27 protein-coding genes are annotated in these 26387 nt (G+C 67.1%); 19 read left to right on the top strand and 8 right to left on the bottom strand.

Features of this window, described 5'->3' with window-relative positions:
* Window positions 1–202 precede the first annotated feature (202 nt).
* The 6 genes from ACFXKN_RS28840 (at window position 203) to der (ending at window position 6288) form a co-directional block, all read left to right on the top strand.
* Complete coding sequence (locus ACFXKN_RS28840) at window positions 203–1036, top strand: ParA family protein (protein WP_378917330.1); 834 nt, start codon at window positions 203–205, stop codon at window positions 1034–1036.
* A complete protein-coding gene (locus ACFXKN_RS28835) occupies window positions 1033–1917 on the top strand; it encodes a segregation and condensation protein A (RefSeq protein ID WP_379434191.1) in 885 nt (294 codons plus the stop codon). Before ACFXKN_RS28840 ends, ACFXKN_RS28835 begins: the two co-directional genes overlap by 4 nt.
* A 70-nt stretch (window positions 1918–1987) precedes the next feature.
* Window positions 1988–2644, top strand: coding sequence for an SMC-Scp complex subunit ScpB (scpB, locus tag ACFXKN_RS28830; protein ID WP_378972736.1), 657 nt, complete (start codon window positions 1988–1990; stop codon window positions 2642–2644).
* Window positions 2645–2711: 67 nt separating this feature from the next.
* The gene (locus ACFXKN_RS28825; protein ID WP_379434190.1) at window positions 2712–4133 is read left to right on the top strand and encodes a pseudouridine synthase; all 1422 of its coding nucleotides are present in this window, start codon (window positions 2712–2714) and stop codon (window positions 4131–4133) included.
* A 38-nt stretch (window positions 4134–4171) separates the two neighbouring features.
* Window positions 4172–4876, top strand: coding sequence for a (d)CMP kinase (gene cmk / locus ACFXKN_RS28820; protein ID WP_378973035.1), 705 nt, complete (start codon window positions 4172–4174; stop codon window positions 4874–4876).
* On the top strand, window positions 4873–6288 hold the full coding sequence (gene der, locus ACFXKN_RS28815; protein WP_378972749.1) for a ribosome biogenesis GTPase Der: 1416 nt from the start codon (window positions 4873–4875) through the stop codon (window positions 6286–6288). Before cmk ends, der begins: the two co-directional genes overlap by 4 nt.
* Before the next feature lie 53 nt (window positions 6289–6341).
* Here the strand turns inward: der and ACFXKN_RS28810 are convergent, their stop codons facing one another.
* Window positions 6342–6938 (bottom strand): TetR/AcrR family transcriptional regulator, encoded by a 597-nt coding sequence (locus tag ACFXKN_RS28810; RefSeq protein WP_379434189.1) that lies wholly within the window; start codon window positions 6936–6938, stop codon window positions 6342–6344.
* A 98-nt stretch (window positions 6939–7036) separates the two neighbouring features.
* Between ACFXKN_RS28810 and ACFXKN_RS28805 the strand changes: the two genes are divergently transcribed.
* Both ACFXKN_RS28805 and ACFXKN_RS28800 read left to right on the top strand, forming a co-directional pair.
* Window positions 7037–7924 carry an alpha/beta fold hydrolase gene (locus ACFXKN_RS28805; RefSeq protein ID WP_378972762.1) on the top strand — a complete coding sequence of 296 codons (888 nt, stop codon included), beginning with the start codon at window positions 7037–7039 and terminating at the stop codon, window positions 7922–7924.
* A 183-nt stretch (window positions 7925–8107) separates the two neighbouring features.
* On the top strand, window positions 8108–8383 hold the full coding sequence (locus ACFXKN_RS28800) for a YggT family protein (protein ID WP_379434188.1): 276 nt from the start codon (window positions 8108–8110) through the stop codon (window positions 8381–8383).
* 9 nt (window positions 8384–8392) lie between these two features.
* On the opposite strand, the gene ACFXKN_RS28795 is transcribed toward ACFXKN_RS28800, so the two are convergent.
* A complete protein-coding gene (locus ACFXKN_RS28795) occupies window positions 8393–9247 on the bottom strand; it encodes a helix-turn-helix transcriptional regulator (protein ID WP_379434187.1) in 855 nt (284 codons plus the stop codon).
* Between the two features lie 102 nt (window positions 9248–9349).
* Between ACFXKN_RS28795 and ACFXKN_RS28790 the strand changes: the two genes are divergently transcribed.
* Window positions 9350–10105 (top strand): SDR family oxidoreductase, encoded by a 756-nt coding sequence (locus ACFXKN_RS28790; RefSeq protein ID WP_379434186.1) that lies wholly within the window; start codon window positions 9350–9352, stop codon window positions 10103–10105.
* 28 nt (window positions 10106–10133) lie between these two features.
* Here the strand turns inward: ACFXKN_RS28790 and ACFXKN_RS28785 are convergent, their stop codons facing one another.
* Window positions 10134–11270 carry an ACT domain-containing protein gene (locus ACFXKN_RS28785; RefSeq protein WP_379434185.1) on the bottom strand — a complete coding sequence of 379 codons (1137 nt, stop codon included), beginning with the start codon at window positions 11268–11270 and terminating at the stop codon, window positions 10134–10136.
* Window positions 11271–11472: 202 nt separating this feature from the next.
* Between ACFXKN_RS28785 and ACFXKN_RS28780 the strand changes: the two genes are divergently transcribed.
* Complete coding sequence (locus ACFXKN_RS28780; protein WP_378972790.1) at window positions 11473–12729, top strand: aspartate kinase; 1257 nt, start codon at window positions 11473–11475, stop codon at window positions 12727–12729.
* Between the two features lie 68 nt (window positions 12730–12797).
* On the top strand, window positions 12798–13649 hold the full coding sequence (locus ACFXKN_RS28775) for an alpha/beta fold hydrolase (protein WP_379434184.1): 852 nt from the start codon (window positions 12798–12800) through the stop codon (window positions 13647–13649).
* A gap of 31 nt (window positions 13650–13680) precedes the next feature.
* On the opposite strand, the gene ACFXKN_RS28770 is transcribed toward ACFXKN_RS28775, so the two are convergent.
* Complete coding sequence (locus ACFXKN_RS28770) at window positions 13681–14397, bottom strand: GNAT family N-acetyltransferase (protein ID WP_378972806.1); 717 nt, start codon at window positions 14395–14397, stop codon at window positions 13681–13683.
* Window positions 14398–15132: 735 nt separating this feature from the next.
* Here ACFXKN_RS28770 and ACFXKN_RS28765 point away from each other — a divergent pair.
* On the top strand, window positions 15133–15423 hold the full coding sequence (locus ACFXKN_RS28765) for a hypothetical protein (protein ID WP_379434183.1): 291 nt from the start codon (window positions 15133–15135) through the stop codon (window positions 15421–15423).
* Between the two features lie 145 nt (window positions 15424–15568).
* On the top strand, window positions 15569–16048 hold the full coding sequence (locus ACFXKN_RS28760; protein WP_378972815.1) for a DUF6328 family protein: 480 nt from the start codon (window positions 15569–15571) through the stop codon (window positions 16046–16048).
* A gap of 49 nt (window positions 16049–16097) precedes the next feature.
* Here the strand turns inward: ACFXKN_RS28760 and ACFXKN_RS28755 are convergent, their stop codons facing one another.
* Entirely contained in the window at window positions 16098–16742 is a 645-nt protein-coding gene (locus ACFXKN_RS28755; RefSeq protein WP_378973038.1) for a TetR/AcrR family transcriptional regulator, read from the bottom strand.
* A 108-nt stretch (window positions 16743–16850) separates the two neighbouring features.
* Here ACFXKN_RS28755 and ACFXKN_RS28750 point away from each other — a divergent pair, with 108 nt between their 5' ends.
* The 4 genes from ACFXKN_RS28750 to ACFXKN_RS28735 are packed head-to-tail and all read left to right on the top strand — an operon-like array spanning window position 16851 to window position 20678.
* Window positions 16851–17687: an SDR family NAD(P)-dependent oxidoreductase gene (locus ACFXKN_RS28750; protein ID WP_379434182.1), complete on the top strand. Its 837-nt coding sequence runs from the start codon at window positions 16851–16853 to the stop codon at window positions 17685–17687.
* 26 nt (window positions 17688–17713) lie between these two features.
* Window positions 17714–18640, top strand: a complete 927-nt coding sequence (locus tag ACFXKN_RS28745; RefSeq protein WP_378972827.1) for a ferritin-like domain-containing protein — start codon at window positions 17714–17716, stop codon at window positions 18638–18640.
* Window positions 18637–19197: an NAD(P)/FAD-dependent oxidoreductase gene (locus ACFXKN_RS28740; RefSeq protein WP_379434181.1), complete on the top strand. Its 561-nt coding sequence runs from the start codon at window positions 18637–18639 to the stop codon at window positions 19195–19197. Before ACFXKN_RS28745 ends, ACFXKN_RS28740 begins: the two co-directional genes overlap by 4 nt.
* The gene (locus ACFXKN_RS28735) at window positions 19194–20678 is read left to right on the top strand and encodes a flavin-containing monooxygenase (RefSeq protein ID WP_379434180.1); all 1485 of its coding nucleotides are present in this window, start codon (window positions 19194–19196) and stop codon (window positions 20676–20678) included. The genes ACFXKN_RS28740 and ACFXKN_RS28735 overlap by 4 nt, the downstream gene beginning before the upstream one ends.
* A 106-nt stretch (window positions 20679–20784) precedes the next feature.
* Here ACFXKN_RS28735 and ACFXKN_RS28730 read toward each other — a convergent pair whose 3' ends face one another.
* Window positions 20785–22764 (bottom strand): BTAD domain-containing putative transcriptional regulator, encoded by a 1980-nt coding sequence (locus tag ACFXKN_RS28730; RefSeq protein ID WP_379434179.1) that lies wholly within the window; start codon window positions 22762–22764, stop codon window positions 20785–20787.
* A 108-nt stretch (window positions 22765–22872) separates the two neighbouring features.
* Between ACFXKN_RS28730 and ACFXKN_RS28725 the strand changes: the two genes are divergently transcribed.
* Complete coding sequence (locus ACFXKN_RS28725; RefSeq protein ID WP_378972845.1) at window positions 22873–23754, top strand: alpha/beta fold hydrolase; 882 nt, start codon at window positions 22873–22875, stop codon at window positions 23752–23754.
* 17 nt (window positions 23755–23771) lie between these two features.
* Here the strand turns inward: ACFXKN_RS28725 and ACFXKN_RS28720 are convergent, their stop codons facing one another.
* Entirely contained in the window at window positions 23772–24635 is an 864-nt protein-coding gene (locus tag ACFXKN_RS28720; protein WP_378972853.1) for an alpha/beta fold hydrolase, read from the bottom strand.
* A 118-nt stretch (window positions 24636–24753) separates the two neighbouring features.
* Between ACFXKN_RS28720 and ACFXKN_RS28715 the strand changes: the two genes are divergently transcribed.
* A complete protein-coding gene (locus ACFXKN_RS28715; protein ID WP_378972857.1) occupies window positions 24754–25650 on the top strand; it encodes a LysR family transcriptional regulator in 897 nt (298 codons plus the stop codon).
* A 6-nt stretch (window positions 25651–25656) separates the two neighbouring features.
* Here ACFXKN_RS28715 and ACFXKN_RS28710 read toward each other — a convergent pair whose 3' ends face one another.
* On the bottom strand, window positions 25657–26385 hold the full coding sequence (locus tag ACFXKN_RS28710) for a MerR family transcriptional regulator (protein ID WP_378972859.1): 729 nt from the start codon (window positions 26383–26385) through the stop codon (window positions 25657–25659).
* Window positions 26386–26387 lie beyond the last annotated feature (2 nt).

Below are 26387 nucleotides of genomic sequence, written 5' to 3'. Positions count from 1 at the left end.
CGGCGTTGCCATGCCGTACCTCACCGGTCCGAGCGGTAGCGTCTACCCAGAGTTGGACGTACGAAAGCGAGCCGGTCCCGGATCGGCCTCGCTACCCTCGACAGGGGTTACCGGCAAGGAAACGTATAAGGAGCAGCGGATCGTGACGACAGCGGAAACACCGTGGGACGGTGGACCGGACCAGGTCGCCGAGGCCGTCGAGATGGGCCCGACAGGCCGCCCGCTGCGACTGGTACCCGATCCACCACAGGTCCAGCGACATGGCGACGCACTCGTCGTGGCGATGTGCAACCAGAAGGGCGGGGTCGGAAAAACCACCTCGACCATCAACCTCGGTGCGGCACTGGCCGAATACGGTCGCCGGGTGCTGCTCGTAGACCTCGACCCGCAGGGTGCGCTCTCGGCCGGGCTCGGTGTCGCACACCACGATCTCGAACTCACCGTGCACGACCTGCTGATCGGCGGTAAAGCCAAGGTCGACGACGTGCTCCAGACCACCAAAGTCGACGGCATGGACCTGTTACCCAGCAACATCGACCTCTCCGCCGCCGAGATTCAGCTGGTCAACGAGGTCGGCCGCGAACAGTCGCTCGGCCGCGCCCTCCACGATGTGCGAGATCGCTACGACTACATTCTCATCGACTGCCAGCCCTCGCTCGGCCTGCTCACGGTCAACGCGCTGGCCTGCTCCGACGGCGTGATCATTCCGATGGAATGCGAGTACTTCTCGCTGCGCGGCCTCGCCCTGCTCAACGACACCGTCGAGAAGGTGCGCGACCGGCTCAACCCGCGACTGAGCCTCTACGGCATCGTGGTCACCATGTTCGATGCGCGCCTGCTGCATTCGCGTCAGGTGATGTCGCGCGTGGTCGAGGTGTTCGGTGATCTGGTCTACGACACCGCCATCTCGCGCACCGTGCGCTTCCCCGACGCGAGCGTGGCCGGTGAGCCGATCACCACCTGGTCGCCGAAATCGGGCGGCGCCGAGTCGTATCGAGCGATGGCACGTGAAGTCATCCACCGGTCTGGCCGGTGATCGGAGCTACACCTGCGGTGCAAGCAGTACCCGAAGACGCGGTGCCGGCCGCGGAGAAACCCGGTTTTCACTTGCGGCTCACCAATTTCGAGGGGCCGTTCGATCTGCTGCTGACGTTGATCAGCTCGCGCAAACTCGATGTCACCGAAATCGCGCTGCATCAGGTCACCGACGAATTCATCGCCTACACCAAGGCATTGACCGCCGAGCTGGCCGAGAACACCAAGCTGCGCGCGGACAAGATTCTCGATCAGACCACCGAATTCCTCGTCGTGGCCGCCACTTTGCTCGACCTCAAGGCCGCACGGCTGCTGCCGTCGGGCGAGATGACCGACGCCGACGACCTCGAACTCCTCGACGCTCGTGACCTGCTGTTCGCGCGGTTGCTGCAATACCGCGCGTTCAAGCAGGTGGCCGAGCTGCTCGCCGAGCTGGAAGCCGCGGCGCTGCGTCGGTATCCGCGCTCGGTGGCGCTCGAGGAACAGTTCGAGGGGCTGCTGCCCGAGGTCACCCTCGGGGTGGATATCGCCGCGTTCGCCGAGATCGCGGCGGCGGCGTTTCGACCACGCCCGATCGCCGAAGTCGGGCTCGGGCATCTGCACATGCACACCATCTCGGTCGCCGAACAGGCCGAGCTGGTGCTGGCGCTGTTGAAGGAACGCGGGCCCGGCGGGTGGACGACGTTCGCCGAATTGGTGGTCGACTGCACAGTCCCGGTGGAAATCGTGGCGAGGTTTCTGGCGTTGCTGGAGTTGTATCGGGGCAAAACCATCGCTTTCGACCAACCCGATCCGCTCGGGCCTCTCGCGGTCAGTTGGCTCGGGGAGCTCGACCCGGACGCTGAGGCGGCGGCATTGACTTTCGAGGAGGACTACGGATGATCGGGTCAGGCGCGGAGGCGGTAGCGGAGCGTGACCACGGAGGGCCCTCGATCAGCCAGGAAGGCGCAGCATGACAGAGGCAGTGGCGGAATTCACCTCTGAGCCGCTAGACGACCTCGAATTGCGCTCGGCGCTCGAGGCGATGTTGCTCGTTGTCGACGCCCCGGCGCCGACAGAACAGCTGGCAGCGGCCCTGGACGACACCACAGAGCGCGTCGAACCGGTGCTGCGCGCGATGGCGGCTGAGCTGTCCGCGCGGGGTAGCGGCATCGACCTGCGTTTCGTCGGTGACGGATGGCGCTTCTATACTCGACAGGAGTACGCGCCCTATGTCGAGCGGGTACTGCTCGACGGGGCCCGGACGAAACTGACCCGGGCCGCCTTGGAAACCTTGGCGGTAGTCGCCTACCGCCAGCCGGTGACCCGCATGCGGGTCAGCGCGGTCCGAGGAGTGAACGTCGACGGAGTGATGCGCACGCTGCTGGCCAGAGGCTTGATCGCGGAAGCGGGTCAGGACCCCGAAACCAACGGCACGTTGTACCGCACCACCGAGTTGTTCCTCGAACGGATCGGGCTCGCCTCACTCGGCGACCTGCCACTGCTGGCGCCGCTGCTTCCCGGCGTCGATCTGATCGACGAGATCAGCGAGAGCCTGGAAACCGATCCCCGGTTCACCAGGCTGAAGAAACCCGCCGAGTCCGACATGGATCTCGGCACCGACGATTGACAGTCACCAAGCTGAACAAACCCGCCGAGTCCGACAGGGACCCCGGCACTGACGATTGACAGGACAGATGAATAATTCCGCTCGCCGAGATGGCACACCGGATCGAAGAAGTCGCAGCGACCAGCCCCGAAGTGGCGCGAATCGAACCGCGGGTAACCGTGGCGAGGGTGCGCGCACCGGGCAGGGTGGCTCCCGCGCAGCGGCACCCAGCCGCCGCGGCACCGGCGCGGGTGGCTTCCAGCGCGGTAATCAGACAGCTGCCCGGTCCGCCGGTAGCTTCCAGCGTGACGCCGAGTCCGGTGGTCGTCGTGGTTCCACCGGGGGTGGCTACCAGCGTGACGATCGTCGCGGCGCGTCTACCGGTGGCTACCAGCGTGATGACCGACGTGGCGCCCCGACCGGTGGTGACCGTCGCGGAGCCTCCTCCGGTTACCAGCGTGATGATCGTCGCGGCGCCCCTGCCGGTGGCGACCGTCGTGGCCCGTCTGCCGGTGGCTACCAGCGTGACGACCGCCGCAGCCCCGGTGCCGCCAGCGGTGGCGGCTACCCACGGGGTGACGCCGATCGCGGACAGCGTGGTGGCACGGCTGGTCAGCGCAGCGGCGCTCCGGCCGGCGCCCAGGCCTTCGCGGCTCGCAAGAAGACCGCGAAGCCGCAGAAGAAGGTCGTCGCTCCGACGATCCTGAACAACGCCAAGCCCGCGCGGCACCAGCACTCCGACGTCACCGAGGGCCCCAAGAAGCTCCCATGGGGCGAAGGCGAACGCCTGCAGAAGGTCCTCGCCAAGGCGGGCGTGGCTTCGCGCCGGGCCGCCGAGGAGATGATCGCCGCCGGTCGCGTCGAGGTCGACGGCAAGATCGTGCGTGAGCAGGGTCTGCGCATCGACGCCGAGAACGCGGTGGTGCGCGTCGACGGCACCCGCGTGGTCGTGCGCGACGAACTGGTGCACCTGGTGCTGAACAAGCCCAAGGGCTGGCAGTCCACCATGTCCGACGATCTGGGGCGCCCGTGCGTCGGCGATATCATCGCCGAGCGGATCGCCGCCGGTCAGCGCCTGTTCCACGTCGGCCGTCTCGATGCCGACACCGAGGGCCTGCTACTTGTCACCAATGACGGCGAGATGGCGCATCGACTGATGCACCCCTCGTTCGAGGTGCCCAAGACCTACCTGGCCACCGTCGACGGCGAGGTGAACTACCGCTTGGTCGGTAAGCGCCTGCGCGAAGGCGTCGAGCTCGAGGACGGGCCGGCCAAGGTCGACAAGTTCATGGTGCTCGAGGCCTACCAGGGCCGGTCGCTGGTGAAGCTCGTGTTGCACGAGGGCCGCAAGCACATCGTGCGTAGGCTCCTCGACGAGGTCGGCCACCCGGTGATCCGGCTGGTGCGTACCCACCTCGGCCCGGTGGCTCTGGGTGACCAGCGTCCCGGCACGCTGCGGGTGCTCGGCCGCGACGAGATCGGCAAACTCTACGAGGCGGTACAGCTGTGAACGGTGTGGACTTTCCCTTGGAGTTCGCCGGCGACCGGATGACCGGTGACGCGACGCTCGTCGTCGCGATGGACGGACCCTCCGGCACCGGCAAGTCCAGCGTGTCGCGTCGTCTCGCGGCGCGCCTCGGCGCCCGCTACCTCGACACCGGTGCCATGTACCGGGTCGCGACGCTGCGCGTGCTGCGCTCGGGTGTGGAGCTGACCGATGCGGTCGCGATCGCGGAAACCGTTGCGGCACTGCCGCTTTCCATCGGCACCGATCCCAGCCATGAGGTCGTCGAACTCGACGGGGAAGACGTCTCGGACGAGATCCGCGGCGACGCCGTCACCAAGGCCGTCTCGGCGGTTTCCGCGGTGGCGCAGGTGCGCGAGCAGCTCGTCGCCCTGCAGCGTGAGATCGCGGCGATGTCGGGACGCATCGTGGTCGAAGGCCGCGATATCGGCACCGTCGTGCTCACCGGCGCCGACGCCAAGATCTATCTCACCGCCTCCGCGGAGGCACGCGCCGAGCGGCGCAATGCTCAGAACATCCGCGAGGGCCGCGGCGACGATTACGCGGCCGTGCTGGCCGACGTGCAGCGCCGCGACACCCTCGACTCCACCCGCACAGTGTCGCCGTTGCGCCCCGCCGCCGACGCGGTGCTCGTCGACACCAGTGATCTGACGATGGCGCAGACCATCGAGGAGCTGTATCGCGTGGTGGCTCAGCAGCTTTCGGCCACGACAGGAGGTCCGCGATGATCGAAGAGATTCTCGTTGGCGACGGAACCTGGACCGACGAGTCCGAATGGGAAGTCCTCGATATCGATGGGGACGGTGACGGCGAACAGCACATCGCGATGCCGACGCTGGCCGTGGTCGGGCGCCCCAATGTGGGTAAGTCGACCCTGGTCAACCGCATCCTCGGCCGACGCGAAGCGGTGGTCGAAGACGTTCCCGGGGTGACCCGTGACCGCATTTCGTACGAGGCCAACTGGGCCGGGCGCCGCTTCATGGTGCAGGACACCGGCGGTTGGGAGCCCGACGCCAAGGGCCTGCAAGCCCATGTCGCGCGCCAGGCAGAGGTGGCGATGGCGACCGCTGACGCGATCCTGCTCGTCGTCGACGCCACGGTCGGCGCGACCACCACCGACGAGGCCGCGGTGCGCAAGCTGCGCCGCTCCAAGATCCCGGTGATCCTGGTGGCCAACAAGGTCGACGATCAGAAGGTCGAACTCGAGGCTGCCTCGCTGTGGTCGCTCGGGCTCGGCGAGCCGCGCATGGTCTCGGCCGCGCACGGCCGTGGCACCGGTGACCTGCTCGACGACGTGCTCAGCGCGCTGCCGGAGACCCCGCGTGAAGGCACCGCTGTCGCGGGTCCGCGTCGCGTGGCGCTGGTCGGCAAGCCGAACGTCGGCAAGTCCAGCCTGCTCAACAAGCTGGCGGGCGACGAGCGTTCGGTGGTCCACGATGTCGCGGGCACCACCGTCGACCCGGTCGACTCGCTGGTCGAGCTGGGCGGCAAGACCTGGAAGTTCGTCGACACCGCCGGTCTGCGCCGCAAGGTCTCCAATGCCACCGGCACCGAGTTCTACGCGTCGCTGCGGACGAAGTCGGCGCTGGAGGCTTCCGAGGTCGCGATCATGCTCGTCGACGCCTCGGTGCCGATCACCGAGCAGGACCTGCGCGTGATCAGCCTCGTCGCTGAATCCGGTCGCGCGCTGGTGCTGGCGTTCAACAAGTGGGACCTGGTCGACGAGGACCGCCGCTACATGCTCGAGAAAGAGATCGATCGCGATCTGGTGCGGGTGCCGTGGGCGCAGCGGGTCAACATCTCCGCCCACACCGGCCGCGCCGTGGCGAAGCTGGTGCCGCAGATGGAAACCGCGCTCGAGTCCTGGGACAAGCGCATCTCCACCGGCCGCCTCAACACCTGGCTGAAGGAAGTCATCGCGGCCACTCCGCCGCCGATGCGTGGCGGCCGTCAGCCCCGCGTCATGTTCGCCACCCAGGCGGGCACCCGTCCGCCGACGTTCGTGCTGTTCACCACCGGGTTCCTCGAGGCAGGCTACCGCCGCTTCCTGGAGCGCCGCCTGCGTGAGGAGTTCGGCTTCGACGGTTCGCCGGTGCGCATTTCGGTGCGCGTGCGCGAGAAGAAGGAACGCAAGAAGTAATTCGAGTGTCAGACGAGTGGGCCCCGGCGAATATCGCCGGGGCTCTTCGTTGTTCAGGCCTCGAGGACGCGGTCGAGCAGATGGTCGACCAATTGTGTCGCGCGCGCGGCATAGCCGTCGTTGGTCAGCATTCCCTGCGCCAGTCCGCCGAGCGCGAGCAGGATCACTTCCGCGTCGGCGATGATCGTTTTCTCGTCGGCATCGGGCCCACGCGACTGCCGCAGCTGTCCGGCGACCGCATCGACAATGTAGTCGGGTGCTCCTGTGGTATCCGCGGATTCGATGTCGGTGCCGGTGAGCGCCGCCGCGTGGAAGATGCCGAGGATGACGGCGTTCTGCCGACTCGGCTCGTCGAGGGGGAGTAGTGCGAGCAGGATCGTGCGCACGATATCGCGCGGACCGGCGTCCTGTCCGAGGCTCGCAAACCCTTGTGCCAAACGGGCGCCGGAATCTTCGACGACCGCGCGGTGGGTGGCGAGCAGGAACTCCCGCTTGGTGCCGAAGTAATACTGCACCGACCGCACCGAGACTCCGGCCTCCGCCGCGACGGACTGAAACGTTGCGGCGTCGAGCCCGCCTCTGGCGATGACCCGGCGGGTCGCACCCGTGATGGACCTGCGGCGCTCTTCGTGATCGGCCAAGCGTGGCATCGTGGCTCCTTCTGCTCCGACTGCTCGGGAAGGTTTCATGGTACGCCCATATCACCTATGTGGTATGGTGATATCACCAACGAGAAACAGGGGTGGTCATGGCCAAGATCGGGCGGTTCAAGAACGACAAGGCACGCGAGGAATACCTGCGGACCTATCGGGAACTGGAAAAGCAGTCACCCATTCCGTCGACCACGGTCGACATTCCTACCTCTTTCGGGACCACTCGCGTCCGTAGGGCCGGCGCGGGAGAGGGTGTGCCGATTGTGCTGATGCACTCGCTCGGCGGCAACAGCCTGGCCTGGAATCACGTCATCGAGGATTTCGCTCGCGATCACGTGGTCTTGATGCCGGAAATGATCGGCGCGCCTGGTCTGAGCGTGCAGACCGCGCCGATCGACGAAACGGGGTTCGGTACCTGGTTCGGTGAGGTCCTCGACGGCCTCGACGTCGAGCGTGTCCACTTGGTCGGCTACTCGCAGGGCGCGTGGCAGGCGCTGGTCATCGGTACCACCCAGCAGGCCCGGCTGGCGAGCCTGACTGTGGTCGAACCGAGCGGCACGTTGACGAAGATCAAGTGGAGCCTGCTGTGGATGATGATCCGGGTCGGCGCCCGGCCCACCGATAAGAACCTCCGCACGATGAACGCACGGCTCAACCCTGGCGTCGCCCTGAACGACGCGGAATTCGCCGGTGTGAAGTCGGCTCTCGGGTATGTCCCCACGATCGGCTACCCGAAGATGTTCACCGACGAGCGGCTGGCCACGATCACATCACCGACTCTTGCGATGATCGGGTCGGAGTCGTTGGTGGTCGATCCGCAGCTCGCCGAACAACGCCTGCGCGATAATCTGCGCACCTGCGAAGTCGCGATCGTTCCCAAGGCAGGACACGGCGTCTTCTACCAGTTCCCGAAGCTGGTGACTGCCCGCATTCTCGACTTCACCCGCCGCTACGAGCCGACGAACGCCCGGCACGGCGAATAGGCAACGCTCGCCTCGACTCGCCATTGCCGTTCAGGTGCCACCACGCCGCGCCCGCGATCACGTCGAAATTCGGCCGCAGGCCTGATAATCGACTGAGAACTACCGGGTGGTGGACACCTTGGCAATGTCGGGCACGTTGATAGCGGTAAGAGGTCCTCTGTGGCCTCCGCGAGGGAGTGCGTCATGAGTCTTATCGGAACCCTGGTCGGCTACGCGTTGACCGTGTTCTTGCTGCTGCTGATCGCCCGGTTGGTGGTGGACTGGATCGACGCGCTCGGCAACGGTCCGCAGTGGGCGCGCAAGGCACGGGAGGTGACCCACGCCGCGACCGAACCGGTGATCGCCCCGGTACGCAAGGTGCTCAAGCCGATCCGCATCGGCGACTTCTCCCTCGACCTGGCCTTCACCGCGGTGTTCATCACCGTCCTGATCCTGCGCGCGGTCGCGTTCAGCCTGTAGTCGAGGTGCTCATCGCCGAGGGGTCGATGAGCTCATGGGCGCATCGACGGCGGGCATGCTGCCGAGCAGAGCCAGTGACTGCTCGGCATCGGAGGCAGGCTCGGCGTGATAGACGACGAGCGTCTGCCCCGGTGCGCCGTTTACCGTGAACGTCTCGTAGGACACGGCGATCTCGCCCACCAGCGGATGGAGGAAGCGCTTATCCCCGGCGGTTTTCGCGCGGACTTCGTGCTTGGCCCAGAGACGGCGGAAGTCCTCGCTCTTCAATGACAGCTCGCCGACCAGTTCGATCAGGCGCGGGTCGTCGAGATCGGTGCCTGCGCTGACTCGCAAAGCGGCCACGGTCTCCGCGGCGATCGCAGGCCATTCCGGAAAAACGTTGCGCGCCTCGGGATCCAGGAACACCATTCTGACCTGGTTGACTCCCGGCGCCGAACAGGAATTCAGCGCGATGGCCAGCGGAGTCGCGGCCAGGACATCCATATACCGGCCGTAGACCAGCGCCGGAGTGTCCGACCAGGTGCGCATCAGGCGTAGCAGGCTCGGCGTTACCCGTTCCGGTCGTCGCGGCGCGCGTGTGCGCCGCGGCGCCGGGCGCGCCAACGCCCGCAGATGTGCGGTGCCGTCGTCATCGAGCGAGAACACCCGAGCCAACGCCGCCACGATCTGATCGGACGGATGCTTATCGCGGCCCTGTTCGAGCCGGATGTAGTAATCGGCGCTCATCCCGGCGAGCATGGCCACTTCTTCGCGGCGCAGCCCGGCCACCCGGCGCTGACCGCCGCCTGCCATCCCGAAATCTTCGGGGCTGACCTGCTGGCGTCGGGCCCGGAGGAACGTACCGAGACGATTGTCGGAATCCATGTCTTCGAGGCTATGCGCACCCCGCGGCTCCTGGGTGGCCCTCCCACTACCAGGAGGTTTCCGACCTGGCACGCGACGACGGCCGAGACGAACGTTGTGGCCATGGCAAACAACGACAACATCGAAAACCGGGTCGCCGTCGTCACCGGAGCATCCAGTGGCATCGGCGCCGCCACCGCACGGCGACTGTCGGCTGAGGGCATGAAGGTCGCGCTGCTCGGGCGGCGCAAAGATCGGCTGGCAGAACTCGCCCACGATATCGGCGCGAACACCCTCGCGGTGACCGCCGATGTCAGTGTTCGGCAGTCGGTGCTGGACGCCGCGGCCGAAGTGCGTTCCGCGTTCGGTCCGGTCGACCTGGTGGTCGCGAACGCCGGCGTCATGCTCGGCGCGCCGTTCGAGCATGCCGAGATCGACGAATGGGACCAGATGGTGGGAACGAATGTCAACGGATTGCTCTACACCGGAAGAGCTTTCATCGATGACCTGCTCGCCGCCGCGAATGCCGGTCGCCGCGCTGACCTGGTGCTCGTCGGTTCCATCGGCGGCCACGTCGCCTTCCCGAACTACGGTGTCTACTGCGCCACCAAGGCGGCGGTAGCGCACCTGACCCGCACGTTGCGAACCGAGTTCGGCCCACGCGGAGTTCGGGTCAAGAACATCGAACCCGGCTTCGTCGGCACCGAACTCGGCGCGGGGATGCGCGACGACAACCGGCGCGCTGAGCTCGACGAATGGCGGAACGGACTGGAAATCCTTGTCCCCGAGGATATCGCCGACGCGATCGCCTTCGCCACCTCGGCCCCACGGCGGGTGAACGTGGCTGAACTCATCGTCGTCCCCACCGCCCAGGGATGATTCGCACTCCGCTGGTGGGGGTCCCCGGCTAGTCGTCGGCGCCCTCCACTCGCCATCGCGTGCGCACCGCGCGCACGCAGGATGCGTCGGTGAGCGCGTCGACCGTGTCGGTGAGGGCGGATTCCCTGGCGCGGTGGGTGAGCACGATCAGGTGGGCGGCGTCGTTGTGGTGCTCTTGACGGACCCGCTCGATGCTCACACCGTGGTCGGCGAAGATCGATGCGACCTGGGCCAAGGCGCCGGCGTGGTCGGTGACGTGGAGGTTGAGGTAGTAGCGGGTAGGGGTGTCGCCGAGGGGCGCGACGGGAAGTTCGGCGTAGTAGGAGGCGCGGGGTGCGCGGCCGCCGTTGACGCGGTTGCGTGCGGCGGTGACCAGATCGCCGAGCAGCGCGGACGCGGTGGCTCTCGGGGTATCGCGGCCGGAGAACATCAGCTGCCCGGCGCTGTCGGCCTCGACGGTCACCGCGGGTGCGTCCACCCGGGCGAGTGGGTGGGTGGCAGGAAGCAGCGCAGGGTGCACCCGCACCGAAATCTGTTCCTTACCACCGTGTTCGGGGCCGGGCTGCTCGCTGACCCTGGTGCAGACGGTGAGTGGCCGTAGCCGCAGTGACAAAGCTTCAGCGGCGGCAAGGTCGTGTGGGTCGGCCGCACCGAACTCCTCGAAGTGCACATCGGCGACTTCCACTCTGGTGTGAAAGGCCAGTGTTGCCAGGATCGCCGCTTGTGCAACCGGATTCGCCCCGTCGATGGGGAAGACCCCGAGCACCTGTCGCACTCGATCGCCTGACAGTGATTGGGTCAGCGGGCGCACCACCGGCACCCCGCCCGCGACCGCCGCCTCGAAGCACAGGTCCGCCCCGTATTCCTCGGCGGCCGCGGCCAATCGATGTCCGTACTCGGCGATCAGTGCCGTATTCGCGGTGAGCACCGACCCGCCCGCACGCAGCGCGGCGAGCACCGTCGTCGACGATGCGGCGGTGTCGGTCGTGTCGACGAGCAGATCGGCACCCGACACCGCATCGAGTACCAACCGCGTCCCGGCGCGTTCGCTCAGATCATCGACGGTGTCACGAATGATTCGCGACACCTCCGTGGCAAGCGCGCCGGTGCCGAGGACGGCGACCTTCAACGCGGAACGAGCGGAATGGAAGTGCTGATCGATCATCGGATTTCGCCTAACGCCGAGACTGCCGAACCGAGAGCCGACGCTTCGCGCGCCACCCCCTGACCGCCAGTATCGCGTCCGAAACGATTCGGCGGCAGTCGTTTTCGTTGCCGAATTGGTACGGCCGTGCCCGGATTGCCTGGATACTCGGAGGGGTCACCCGCGGATCGCATGCGGGCGAGCAGGGGAGAGGACGTCGCAGATGGCCCTGGTTGTGCAGAAATTCGGTGGTTCGTCGGTAGCCACCGCGGAGCGGATCCGGCGGGTCGCCGAGCGGATCGTGGAGACGAAGAAGCAGGGCCACGACGTGGTGGTGGTCTGCTCGGCGATGGGTGACACCACCGATGAGCTCCTCGAATTGGCGGCCCAGATCGCCTCGGCACCGGAACCGCGCGAGCTGGACATGCTGCTCACCGCGGGGGAGCGAATCTCGAATGCCTTGGTGGCCATGGCAATTCATTCACTCGGAGCCGATGCCAGGTCGTTGACCGGCTCCCAAGCCGGTGTGATCACCACCGGCGCCCACGGCCGAGCCAAGATCATCGAAGTCGACCCGGGCCGGGTGCGCCGCGCCCTCGACGACGGTGAAGTGGTGTTGGTCGCCGGGTTCCAGGGCGTGAGCCAGGACAACCACGATGTCACAACCCTCGGTCGTGGGGGCTCCGACACGACTGCCGTCGCGCTGGCCGCGGCACTGCGTGCCGACGTCTGCGAGATCTACACCGACGTCGACGGTGTCTTCACCGCCGACCCGCGCATCGTGCCCGACGCCCAGAAACTGGACCAGATCTCCTACGAGGAAATGCTGGAAATGGCGGCCTGTGGCTCGAAGGTTCTCATGCTGCGTTGCGTCGAATACGCGCGCCGCTACCAGGTGCCCGTGCACGTGCGCTCGTCCTACACCGACACGATCGGCACCACCGTCTTCGGCTCGATGGCCGACATCCCCGCCGACCAGGCGGTGCTCACCGGTGTCGCGCACGACCGCAACGAGGCCAAGGTGACCGTTGTCGGCCTGCCCGACGAACCCGGCTACGCGGCCGAGGTGTTCCGCGCGGTCGCCGACGCCGAGATCGGCATCGACATGGTCGTGCAGAACACCGGCACCGGACGCACCGACATCACCTTCACCCTGCCCGCCGCCGACGGCGCGCGTGCTGTCGCCCTGCTGCGCGACCGCCGCGCCGAGATCGGCTTCGCCGACGTCCGCTACGACGACCGCGTCGGCAAGGTATCGCTGATCGGCGCGGGCATGCGCAACAATCCGGGCGTCACCGCCACCTTCTGTGAGGCGCTGGCCGCGGCGGACATCAATCTCGACCTGATCGCTACCTCCGAGATCCGCATCTCGGTGCTGGTCCGTGACACCGACCTCGACGAAGCCGTGCGCATTTTGCACCGGGCCTTCGACCTCGGTGGGGCCGAGGTCGCCGTGGTGCACGGCGGTACCGGCCGGTGACCGCGACGTTGACGCTACGTCGGAATCCCGCGTAATTTACAGATCAGTCGAGTCCATCGGAGGGTTCGTTGAGTACAAGGTTGACCTCGTTCACCCGGGGCGGGCTCGAGTTCGACGTGGTCGATTCCGGCCCGATAGATGGCCCGGTCATCGTCGCGTTGCACGGTTTCCCGCAGACCGCCACCTCGCTGACTGCACTCACTGCCCTGCTCAACGCCCGCGGTTACCGCACCGTCGCGCCCGATCAGCGGGGGTACTCGCCAGGCGCGCGACCGCGCGGCAGGCGCGCATACCGGGTGTCGGAGCTGGTCGGCGACGTGGTCGCCCTGGTAGACGCCATCGGCCGGGGGCCCGTCCATCTCGTCGGGCACGACTGGGGCGCGATGGTCGCGTGGTCGATGGCTTCGACCCGGCCCGAGCTGGTCCGCACGCTGGTCACCGTGTCGGTGCCGCATCCTGGCGCTTACTTGCGTTCGCTGTTCACCAGCAACCAACTCGTCCTCTCCTACTACATGGCGCTGTTCCAGATCCCGATGGTGCCGGAACGTGTCCTGCGCACCCGCCCCGCCTTGCTCGACGGGCTGCTGGCCAAGTCCGGCATGACTCAGGACGCTATCGCCCGGGTGCACAGCGAGATCGTCGACGGCGGTGCGCTCACCGGTGCCATGAATTGGTATCGCGCCGTGCTGTCGGTGGCGCCGGGCATGGTTTCGGGACCGGTCGATGTGCCGGTGACCCATGTGTGGAGCACCGGCGACACGGCGCTGTCGCGACGTGGCGCCGAGTTGACCGAGCGCCACGTCGTCGGTGACTACCGCCTCGCCGTGATCGATGGCGCCTCCCACTGGCTACCCGAGGAGCGCCCGGCCGAGCTGGCCGAGCTGATCAGCGACCGGGTCGAATCTGTGCCGAGCCGCTGACGCGCCGATCGGCCGGATCAGACGCGCGGAGTCAGCCGATCGGCGCGGCCAGGGCATGTAACGGTTCCACGGTCGCCGGGATCAACGGCGCCCGCCGCAACGCGCGCGCGGCCAGCTGTTCGATGATCCGCGCGCGCACCCCCGGCCATTCGTCGTGCAGGATCGAATAGAACGCGGTATCGCGCACCGCGCCGTCGAGCCCACGCGAATGTGCCCGCCGCACACCGTCACTCACCGCGCCGAGGCGTTCGATCGCCGCCCGGGAGCGCAGATTGCGGGCATCGGCGCGCAAGGTCACCCGCCGCACACCCCAGCTCTCGAAGGCGTGCGACAGCAGCAACAGCTTGGCGTCGAGATTCACCTGACCGCCCCGCGCCGCGGGGGTGAGCCAGGTGTTGCCGATCTCCACGGCGTCGGGGATCGCCCCGCCGGGCAACGCGGTGACCGGTTCGGCGGACAACGGCCAGGTCAACGGCCCCTGCCAGTAGTCGAGCCGGGTGAATCGGGTCGCCCCGACCACACCCTCGTCGGCGACGGTGACGATCGCGAAGGCCAGCGCCGTGCCTGCCAGCTGCGCCGCCTCGGCCTGGAAGACATAGGTGCGCGCCTCTTGTTCGCCGTGCGGGACGATAGTGAATCCGGCCGGTCCGTCGAGCGCGGCGGCCGCGGCGACCAGGCCGGGAACGTGATGGGGTGCAAGAGGTTCCAGCCGTGCGATGCGGCCGTGGAGGATAACGGGTGCGGGCATGGTAACCGGCGTCCTTCGTCTGAGAGGGTCGCCGAAAGCACGAGGCGTGGATCTCACGCGGCACGCGACTTCGGCGAAGCGACACGAACGATCCAGCAGCATCGAAAACTAGAAGGACAGTAGCCGAACGCGACGCGATCCCCGCATCGAACGCACAGGATGTCGCGGCCGGAAAGTTTCCTGCGTGACGATCCGGTCCTACCGGAGAACTCCCGTGTCACGGCACGGTTTCTGCGCGTCGTCGGCACCGAAGCGGTTCGGGCGTCGAGGTTTCGGGCGTGAGCGGGGTTCGCTGAGCGGATTCCGTCACGGAGCCGTGTCGAAGGCTCGCGGAGGTACCAACTGGATCGCGGTGTGCAGCAGGGCGCGTTTTCCCACGTCAGGGCCGTAACGGTTCGATAAATGACACGGATGGCAGTTTCCTGAGCAAACGTCCAGTTGTGCGGGGGTTTTGCCAGTTCCAACCCGTGTTCCGCGAGAATGTAACGCGCGTTATGCATTTGTGTCGCACAGGCATTCGATGTGATGCAGATCACACCATCTTTCCTATCGCTGGCCCGGCTGGCAAGCTCGTAATTGCTGAACGTTAACCGTTCGTGATCATCAACCGGGTCGACGCCGACTCGCGGTCACGACGCCCCACGTGTCCGCCGTGGCGCGACGGTCATCGAAAGATCCGGTACGGATCACTTATCGGCCGTGCCGGGGCGGTTGTCAGGAAGGGACCTCGTTGTTATGAGCAGCATGTACTTCGAATCGAACAGCAACCTGACAGTTACCGAGCGAAGACGCCGCGTCACCGCGAACTCGGCCACCGAATCGCCGCTCGCGCCGCTGGCGACGCCGGGGCTGGTGCTCGGCCTGATCCTGCTCGGCCTCGGCGTCGCCGGTCTGCTGCGCCTCGGTGACTGGGTGGGCAATTACGGGTCCGTTCTGGTCGTGCTGGCTTATCTCCTCTATATGGCCGCCGCTGCGAGCCTGATGCTCTGGGGCGCGGTCACCGTCTGGTCGCTGCATCGGCGATAGCTGAACGGGGCCGATCGGAGCGTGTTGCTCGGGGAATGTATTCCACGCAGGGGGTGGGGTACATTCCCCGATCGGCCGAATCCTGGCATATCCGCAGTAAGATGGCAGGAAATCGGAAAGTTGTCCGCGGTGGCGAGGAGCGGCGATGGACGGGCACGACGCCGCGTGGAATGAGCGAGTGCGCGGCGAGAACACCACCCAGCGTCTGGATCGGAACTGGTCCTCGCTTCTGCAGGAATTGCGCGTCCTGCAGACCGGCGTGCAGGTGCTGACCGGCTTCCTGCTGACATTGCCGTTCCAATCGAAGTTCGACACCCTGAGCACCCCATTGCGCGTTGTCTACCTCGTCGTGGTTTCCGCCGCCATCGCCGCCACCGCGCTGCTGGTCGCCCCGGTTGCCATTCACCGGCTGCTGTTCCGCCGCCATCGACTCGACGTGCTCGTGATCGGTGCCCACCACCTGGCACTCGTCGGAATCGCGCTGCTCGGCGTCGCGTTGACGGGCATGGCGGTGCTGATCTTCGATATGGTCGTCGGCACCGCCGCGGGAGTGATCGCGGGAATTGTCGCGGCCGTGTTATTCCTCGGCCTCTGGGTGGTCCAGCCGTTGTTCTATCGGCGCTAGCGCGCCGGCGCGGTCATTGTTGCGGGGCATTTCGTTCGCGGGTGTTCGGTCAGTCGCCGATGATCTCCGCGGGCAGGAACATCGTGCCGAGCTGCATCGCGATCGCACTGCTGTGTTCGACGAGCCGCTCGGCGTCCACGTCGAGCACGCCAGTGCGCCAGGCGGACAGCAGTTCTATGAACCCGCCGATGCCCGCCAGTGTGCTCATACGCATGGCGGTTTCGTCGATATCGGGGCGTAGATAGGGCCAGGCGATCGCGATGAGCCCATCGGTCGCGTCGGTGAGCATGGTTTTTCGCCGCTGTTCGAGCACGGCACTGCCCGCGTGATCGGCCAGCAGAATCCTGGCCCGCCCGCGTAGATCGGTCTGCAATTCGACGACGCGGGCGATGGTCGCGCGCGCGATCTCGAGTGGCGTCCGATCGGCCTGTTCGACGACAACACTTGCCAGCTCGGCGAACACCTCGGTGCACACCTCGTCCCAGACCGCGGCGAGCAGTTCGTCGCGGTCGGCGAAGTGCTCGTAGAAGTAGCGATCGTTGAGTGAGGCCCGCTGGCAGACACCGCGCATGGTCACCGCGGCCCAGCCGTTGTCGAGCCAGATATCGAGGGCGGCCTCGACCAAGCCGACCCGCCGCTGCGCTCTGCGCTCGGCGGCGGTCCGCCCGCCCCAGGTCCGAGCCGGTGCGCGCACATCCATGGTTGACAAAGTACTCCTCCGCGCGCCTAATTGGTGTCAGGTGCGGCCAATGGTGGCAGATGCCACCAGTTAGGGCCTCGCCGGGTAGAACCGGGAGTTGCCATGCGATTGTTCCCCTTCGGCGGTCAGCGCCGGACCACGAACGCTGATGCGGTGGTGACCGGCGCGGGTAGTGGCATCGGACGCGCGTTCGCCATCGAACTGGGTCGCCGCGGCGGTCGTGTCGTGTGCTCCGACATCGATCCCGACCGCGCGGCCGACACCGTCGAACTCGTCGAGGCGGTGGGTGGCAAGGCGATCGGCACCCGCTGCGATGTCACCGTGATCGATGAGGTCACGCGGTTGGCGACGACCGCGCAGGACTGGTTCGGCGGTCCGCCCACCGTGGTCGTCAACAATGCCGGTATCGGGGCGGGCGGACCGGTGGTCGGTGAGTTCGCGCTCGATGATTGGCAGCGCACGCTCGGCGTCAATCTCTGGGGCGTCATCCACGGCTGCCACGTCTTCGCGCCGATCCTGCGCGCGGCCGGGCGTGGAGCGCTGGTGAACGTCGCCTCGGCGGCCGCGTTCGGCGCGGCACCCCGGATGGCCGCCTACAACGTCAGCAAGGCGGGTGTGCTCGCGCTGTCGGAGACGATGTCGGCCGAGCTGGCAGGCACCGGTGTCGGCGTCACGGTGCTGTGCCCGACCGGCGTGAAAACCAATATCATGCAAGCGGATTCGCCGATGGACGACACCGCCGAGCGCCTCGGCGGGCTGCTGCTGCGCTGGACCGGCCGCGCACCGGCCGCCATCGTGCGCACCACCCTCGACGCGGTCGACCGCGGCGACCTCTACGTGGTGCCGCAGCTCGAGGCCAAGATGCTCTGGCAGGCCAAACGATGGCTGCCCACCACCTACACCCGTTCGGCAGGGCTGCTGGAGCGGGTCGTGCGCTGATCCATCACACCGAAGGAGATCGAACAATGACGTTCGCCTATCCCGATATGCTCGCCGGCGTACGCGCCAAGCAGTGGGCGCTGGCCGATATCGATTGGGACGCACCGGGTGCCGACACCATCACCGACGAACAGCGCCCACGGCTGGCCACCTTCATGGCCGATCTGGTGTGGATCGAACATGTCGGCGCTCGCGGCTTCGCCGCGCTGACCCACCAGGCCCCGCCCGGCCCGCTCCGTGAGATCTACCGGTACTTCCACGCCGAGGAACAGAAGCACGCCAACGCCGAACTCGCGCTGATGCGCCGCTGGGGCATGCTGGCCGACGGCGCCTCGATGCCGGTGCCCAACAAGAACATTCGCCTGGTCATCAGCTGGCTCGACCGCTACGCCGATCAGTTGACCCTGCCCGTGCTCGGCACCGTCATCCCCTCGCTGGAGACCGCACTCGACGGCGCGCTGGTGAAATTCCTGCTCGACGAGGTCGAGGACCCGGTGTGCCACGAGGTGTTCCGGCACATCAACAGCGACGAATCCCGGCACCTGGCCGTCGGTTTCCAGGTTCTCGAACAGCTCGGCGCGGGCCCGCTGCGCCGGATCGCCATCGAGACGGCCGGTTTCGCGGTGCGTCCGTCGTTCGTGCTCGGTGCGCTGCTGTACGCCCCACTGCTGTCGCGGATGTCGACCAACATCATCGCGTTGGGCCTCGATGAGGAGAAGCTGTGGCAGGCGGTGCGCCGCTACGAGAACGTGGGGGAGCGTAGCCCGGCCATCCGCCGGGTTCCGCTCTATCACGTGGTGAAGATGCACGGGAAGGCCACCATTCACCGCCGTCAGCCGTTCCAGCTGCTGGCGGATGTGTCCAATGCCTGCATCGACCGCTTCCCGATCCGTGTCCTCGGCCGCAGGCCGTCGTGGTCGGACGAGCTCACCTATGAACCGGTGGCGAAATGACGACGCCGCGTTTCGCCGATACCTTCACCGGCTCCCAGGTGCACCGCACGGCCTTCGCGCCACGGCACGAATTCACCGGTCAGCGGGTCGCGATCATCGGGAGCGGGGCGGCGGCCGCCCGCCTGCTGCCCGGCATCGCCGCCGAGGCCGCGCGGGTGACGGTATTCCAGACCGAGGCGGCGTGGATCCTGCCGCGCGTACCGCTGTCCGGCGCGACGACGCTGCGCCGCGCTCCGCAAAGACTGGTTCGTCTCGTCGCCCGCGTCAATCTCCGTGTCCAGGTACATGATTCGTGGCTGCGCCACCGCCTGACACCGGACGACACCGCGGGCGTCGCCGTGCACAACAGCTACTACCGCACCCTGCGGCAACCGCACTGCACGCTGGTGACCTGGCCGATCGCGCGACTGGTGCCGCTGGGCGTACGCACCGTCGACGGCATCGAGCATCGAGTGGACAGCATCGTCTACGCCGACGACGCGGGCCATGTCGTGCGCACGGTCGCTCGGCCCGGCCACTTGCATCCGTCGGCGGAACTGATGAAGGAGATCGCATGACCACCACCGGAATCGACCACGAGATCATCATCGTGGGAGCCGGGTTCTCCGGGATCGGCGTGGCGATCGAGCTGCGCAAGGCCGGGTTCGACGACTACCTGATCATCGACGAGGCCGATGGCGTCGGCGGCACGTGGCACTGGAACACCTATCCCGGTGTCGCCGTGGATATCCCGTCGTTCAGCTACCAGTACTCTTTCGAGCAGCGCACCGACTGGTCGCGGGTCTACGCGCCCGGTCGCGAACTGAAGGCCTATGCCGAATCGTGCGTCGACAAATACGGGCTCCGACCGCGAATTCGCTTCGGTACCACCGTGATCGGCGCGGACTTCGACGAGCCCGCCGATCGGTGGGTATTGCACACTGCCGACGGCAGCGAGCTGACCGCGCGTTTCGTGATCAGCGCGACCGGCGTACTCACCAGACCCAAACTCCCCGATATCCCCGGCATCGAGACCTTCTCGGGGACGGTCATGCACACCTCACGCTGGGATCACCGCCAGGACCTGCGTGGAAAGCGCGTGGCGATCATCGGCACCGGCGCCTCCGCGGTCCAGGTGATCCCGGAGATCGCCTCGCAGGTCGAGCACCTCACGGTGTTCCAGCGCACGCCGATCTGGTGCCTGCCCCGCCCGGACCTGCCACTGCCCCTCGCTGCCCGCCTGGCACTGAAGGTGCCAGGCGGGCGAACGCTGACGCGCCTGGTGAGCCAGACCTACGTCGAGTTCACCTTCCCGCTCGCCGCCCACTACCACCGCTCCCTGCCCACGGCCGCGATCGGTGAACGCGCGGGCCTGGCCCATCTGCGGCGCCAGGTGAAGGACCCCGCCATCCGGGCCGCGCTGACCCCGAAATACGCACTCGGGTGCAAACGACCCAGTTTCTCCAACGACTATCTGTCGACGTTCAACCGTTCGAACGTGACCCTGGAAACCGACCCGATCGGCGAGATCACCGCCACCGGCGTCCGCACGGCCGAAGGCACCGAACACCGGGCCGACGTACTGATCCTCGCCACCGGTTTCAAAGTCATGGAATCGGGCAATATGCCGACCTACGACCTGCGCGGCGTCGACGGCCGCGATCTGGAGAAGTGGTGGGACGAGAACCGGCTGCAAGCCTACGAAGGTGTCAGCGTTCCCGGCTTCCCGAACTTCTTCTCCATCATCGGCCCCTACGGCTACAACGGCGCGTCCTACTTCACCCTGATCGAGAACCAGACCCGCCACATCCTGCGCTGTCTGCACCACGCCCGTACACACGACGCGGACCGCATCGAGGTCACCGAGGAAGCCAACGACCGCTACTTCCGCGAGATGCTCGCCCGCCGCGGCGGCCAGGTGTTCTGGGACGAAAGCTGCGCCACCGCCAACAGTTACTACTTCGACAAGCATGGCGATGTACCCCTACGCCCCAACTCCACCCTCGAATCCGCGTGGCGCAGTAGCCATTTCCCATTGACCGACTACGTCTTCTCCTAACCGCCGTCGACATCGACCCGCTCCCTCAGTGCGGGCTTCGAATCGTTGGGGGAGATCGGGCGGGCGAGGTGCTCGAGCCGAATTTCGTATGCCGCCGGCAGGCGCTTCAGTGCGACATCGCCGTGCCGAGGTCGTCTAGAAGGGTGCGAACCGGGCCTACGCTGAGAAGTGCACTCTGGGCGGTGGTTTCGGCCGCGGCGGGGGACAGTTGAATGCTGGCTCGGTGCATGGTCTCGACATCGTCGACGGCGATGGCGGCTTGTGCGACTATCGCCCAGAGCGCTTCGAACAGCAGGTCGCGCGGCGGGGACGTGAGGTGGTGCAAGGCCTCTCGCGCCCCGTCGAGATCGCCTCGCGCGACGAGCAAGGTGGGCTCGACCCAGGATTTGTAGGGTCCCCAGTCCGTGTCGGGAGCGATCGCCGCGATCTTGCCGGTGTCGTGATGGCGCAGATACAGACTCAGCTGGGCCAGCGGCAACATTCCCTGCTCGAGTCCCGGCATGCCCGCTCCGGTGAGGGTGGCGGCGGCCGCCTCGTAGGCAGCTTCCGCGGTCGCGAGAACTTGTGTCGCACTGGTACGTAAGGCGCGGTACCAAGTGGTGAACACCTCCACCAGCGGCAGTTCGTAGCGGCGCGCGAGCGCATCGGCGGCATCGGCGTGCTGGTCGGCACCCGGGTAATCTGCACCGGCGCACCGGGTTTGCACGAGGATGAGGTGGCCGAGCACCTCGTAGGTGGCGAGTTTGCTGTTTGCCGCGACCGCGACGATCTCGGTGCCTACGGCTGCTCGCCGCTGCGCCAGTCCGGCCCGCTGGAAGCTCTGCATGAATACCCCGTTGAGCGCGAAGGCCAGCAGTGCTGGGTCGTGCAGCCGTCGGGCGATGTCCTCGGCTTCGCGGGCAGCACGCAGCGGGCGCGGCCCGGCCTCGGTCGGATTGTCCACCGGCAGGGTGCCGCGCGATTCGACGGCGATGGTCGCGAGCAGCCTTGCTCGGTCGGCGTCGTCGTGGGCGGGCAGTCGCAGGAGTGTCTTCTCGGCGATGGCCACGAGCCGTCGGTCCTGCGCGGGGTCGTCCGAGCGGGTCCAGATCGCGGGAACGTCGTAGATGCCGATCACCCGCGCGGTCAATTCGGCATCGCCTAGTTCGTCGGCGGCGACGACAGCGGAAATCCGGTGTGCGCGGGCCGCTGCCAACCCGCCGCCGCCTGTTACCGCGAGGTCGCGCATCAGTCCGGCGGTCGATTCCAGCCGCGTCCTGGCGTGTGGCGGGACCGCGTTGTCGTACGCGGCACGTGCCTGTTCCCAGACCCGCACGGTGGGATCGGTCGCGGCGGGGTCGAGGTGTGCTGCCTGGCGCAACAGGTCGTGTTCGAGGCGGCGCAATGTCGGGCCGGGGTCTATTCCGAGATCCTGCGCCAACATCCGCCGTGCCCTGGCGAGGACGGCGAGTGCGTCGGCTTGCCGGCCCGAGCGGTACAGGGCGGTGGCCAGCAGTCCCCACGCGTCTTCGCGCCATGGGTGCTCGGTGACGTGTGCGTCGAGATCGGGAACCGCCGCCGCGGCGGCACCCAGTGCCAATTGCGCCGCGGCACGGCGTTCGACCGCCAACAGTCGCTGCTCGGTGAGCCGCGATCGTTCGGCCCGAGCCCACCCCTCCTCGGCGAAGTCGGTATAGGCCGGTCCCTGCCACCAGCCCAGTGCCGCCGTGAGCAGCGAGAAGGCTTGTTCCGCGGGGAGAGTCGATGCGACACGAACCGCGTCGTCGAAGCGCCACGCATCGACAGCATCGGGTTCGGCCCGCAGCGCGTAGCCGAGCCCCTCGGTGACCAGCAGGCGTGCCGGGGTGCGAGGTGGGCGGTCGGGCTCCAGCGCGCGGCGCAGTCCGGCGACGAACGTGCGCACCGCGCCCACCGCGTTCGCGGGCGGCTCGTCCCACAGATCGTCGACCAGCCGACTGACCGGGACCACGTGCCGGTGGGCGAGGATCAGCCGTGCGAGTACCTCGCGGTAGCGCGGGCCGCGCAGCGCGACCGGTCCACCCAGGTCGTCGTGCACGGTGACGGGACCGAGCACCTGAAACCGCATCAGGCCAATGTAGTGCGCGTTCATCGCCTGCTCATCGCGACACCGCACGCTCGAACGCGATCCGCACACACCCCGCTTACCAGCCTTCGAACGAAGAGAGCCGATGCGATGACCCGCACCATTCCCGGATTCGACTACCACCGCGTCCCCGCCGCCGACGACGATGTCGCCCTCAATGTCGCCGTCGCGGGCCAGGGAACCCCGATCGTGCTGCTGCACGGCTTCCCGCAGACCCATTTGATGTGGCGGCACGTCGCCACCGAGCTGGCTGCCGACCACACGGTGATAGTCCCGGATCTACGCGGATACGGCGACAGCGACAAACCCGCCGAAGCGGGTTCCGATACCTACTCCAAGCGTCGAATGGCCGCCGATATCGTCACCGTGGCAGCGGCTTTCGGTCATGAACGCTTCGCGCTCGCCGGACACGACCGCGGCGCACTGGTCGCCTTCCGTGCCGGACTCGACCACCCCGCGGCGATCACCCACCTCGCATGCCTGGACGTGCTACCCACCCTCGACATGTGGGACGTGCTGCACGGTGTGACCGCCGCCGTCGGATTCCACCTGTACCTGATGGCGCAGCCGCCGGGTCTGCCCGAACAGATGATCGCGGCCTGCGGCGACGCGTTCTTCGCCTATTTCCTCGACCAGTGGACGAAGGACCCCGCCGCTATCCCCGCGCCCGTGCGCGCCGCGTATCTGGACGCCTGCCGCGCAGCCGTCCCGTCGATCGTGGCCGACTACCGCGCGTCGGCGACCATCGATATCGATCACGACGGCGCCGACCGCGCGGCAGGCACCCGGCTGTCCATGCCTGTGACGGTCATGCAGCAGGACTGGGGCGCCGCGCTCGGATTCGAAGCGCGAGCACTGTGGTCGAGTTGGGCACCGAACCTCGACCACCGCACCGTCGACGCGGGCCACTTCATGGCCGAAGAGGATCCCGAAGCGGTCACGGCCGCCATTCGCGACCTGGTCCTGCGCTAGACACCGCGGGGACCCTGCTACAGACGATCGACGAAATCGCTGATGACCGGCGCGATTTCGGGCAGGTTCTCTTCGAGCGCGAAATGGCCGGTGTCGAAAATGTGAACCGCGGCATCGGGGAGGTCGCGGAGGTAGGCATGCGCACCTGCCTCGGGGAAGAAGGCGTCGTTGCGACCCCACAGCACCAGCGTCGGCGGCCGGTGCTCGCGCAGCCACTGCTGCCAGACCGGGTAAAGCGCCACATTGGTGTGGTAATCGAGTGCCAGGAGCACCTGCGCGTCCTTGCGGCCCGGGAGGTCGAGGAAATGCTGGTCCAGAGTCCAGCCGTCGGGTGCGATGAGCTCGACATCGGTGGTGCCGCCCTCGTACTGGCCGCGGGTGACGGGCAGTTCGAGGATCTGCCGAACGTTGTCCTCGGCGCCCGGCTGTCCCGGCTTGTTCGCGGTCATCGCGCGCGCGATGTCGGACAGGCCTTCGTCGTAGGCGTTCGCGTTCTGCACGATCAGACCCGCGAGCTGTGCGGGCCGACGGGCGGCAAGGCGCAAGCCGACCGGTCCGCCGAAGTCGAAGGTGTACAGCACGAATCGTCGCAGACCCACGGCGTCGACAAAGCCATCGACGATGTCGGCGAGACGGTCGAAGGAGTAGACGAAACCGTCGGGGACTTCGGTGTGCCCGAAACCGGGGTAGTCAGGGGCGATCATCCGGAATCGCCCACCGAGTGCGTCCATGAGCCGCCGGAACTGATGCGATGCCGAGGGAAAGCCGTGCAGGAGAAGCAGTGTCGGTGCGTCCGCCGGCCCGGTCTCCCGGTAGAAGACCCGTACCCCGTCCACTTCGACGACCCTGTGCCTGATGTGCGGGACAGTCGCTACCGCCATGTCGAACCGACCTCTCTGAACGTTGTGTAGACGGATCTATGATCAAGTGTTCGCCGGGGATGTTCAACGACAAATCACCCAAGGGTCGTTAACCGGTGAGCAATGATCGAAGGCGGCCGTGGAGCGAAACGAGATCGAGGCGTTCCTGACGCTGTCGGAGGAACTGCATTTCGGCCGGACCGCCGAGCGATTGCGGGTTTCCACGGCGCATGTCAGCAAGACGATCAAGGGGCTGGAGCGTCAGGTCGGGGTGGCGCTGTTCGAGCGGACCAGCCGCAAGGTCGTCCTGACGCCGGTCGGGCGTCGGTTGTGCGAGGAACTTCGTCCCGCCTACGAGCAGGTTCGGCGCAGCGTCCGCAATGCCGAACTGGCCGGACGCGGACTCCATGGCACCTTGCGGGTCGGATATTTCGGGTCGGCCGGTGGGCGGTATCTGCTGGAGGTAGGCGAGGTCTTCGAGGCCCGGCATCCCGAATGCGCGGTGCGGATCACGGAATTGCAGCTCAGCGACGGCGCGAATCGGTTGCGCAGCGGTGCTGTCGACATCATGCTGTGCTGCTTTCCGATGTGCGAGCCCGACATGACCATCGGCCCGCCGCTGATCTCCGAGGCCAAAATGCTCGCGGTCCCGTCCGGCCACGATTTCGCACGTAGGCCCTCGCTATCGCTGGAAGACCTCGCCGAGGTCGCGATGATCCAGAATCCGCCGGAACTACCCGCGTACTTCGTCGAGTTCCACCATCCAGGACAGACGCCGTCCGGCCGGCCCATCGAGCCGGGACCGACCGCCGCCACCTTCCCGGAGATCCTCGCCCTTGTCGGCGCGGGCAAGGGCGTGTACCTGACAACTGAACAGGCCCCGCTGTTCTACGTCCGCCCCGACGTCACCTTCATCCCCGTAACCGACGCCCCACCACTGCAATTCGGCCTCGGCTGGCTCAACACGGGACTCACCGCACGGGTACAGGCCTTCGTCCAGACCGCGAGTGACACTACTGCCCGGCAGCGCACCTGAGGGACCTCAGCCGTCCTGCTCGGTGGCGCGCTGTTCGGCGCGGTGGGTTAGGGCATCGACGATGCGCTGCCAGGCGGGGGAGGACTCGGAGATTCGGGCGGCTACTAGTTCGGTCGACTGGGTGGTGCTTCGCCTGTGCTGGATTTCCCAGCTGTCCAGGTCGTCGATGAGTCGGTCGAGGCGGGGATCGTGCGGGTCCCAGTCGACTGATTCGTCCACCGCCAGGTACAGGCGTGTGGTTTCGGAGTCGTCGAATTCGGCGTTCTTCTCGCGGACCCGTTCCGGGAGAGCGTCGGCGTCCAACGCTCGCAACAGGATCCAGGAGTCGCGCTCCAGGCGCACCCGATGTTCGCTGACGCCGAGACCGCGCATCCGGTCAAGGAGGACGACCACTTCGGTGGGAAGGAAAAGGCTTTCGCCGCTCGCCAGTGCGGCGATCCGGTGGCGGTACTCGGCGAGCTGATCGATCTTGCGCTGCAAATGCGCGTCGATATCGTCGATCGCCGCGGCGAATTCGGTCGGTTGCGCGTGGAGAAGCGCGTCGATCCTGGACAGCGGAACACCGGCGTCGGCGAGGGTCCTGATCCGGATGAGATCCACCGCCGCCTGCGCCGGATAGCGACGGTAGCCGGAGGCGTCGCGCTCGGGTTCGGGCAACAGCCCGACCTGGTGGTAGTGGCGCACGGTGCGCACGGTCACGCCGGCAGTCGCCGCGAGCTGGCCGATGGTGAGCACCG

The sequence above is a fragment of the Nocardia sp. NPDC059195 genome (assembly GCF_042754695.1).
In the GTDB taxonomy this organism is placed as follows: Bacteria; Actinomycetota; Actinomycetes; order Mycobacteriales; family Mycobacteriaceae; genus Nocardia.
Note: the sequence above shows the minus strand (reverse complement) of the source record. Positions and strands in the feature narration are given on the sequence as shown.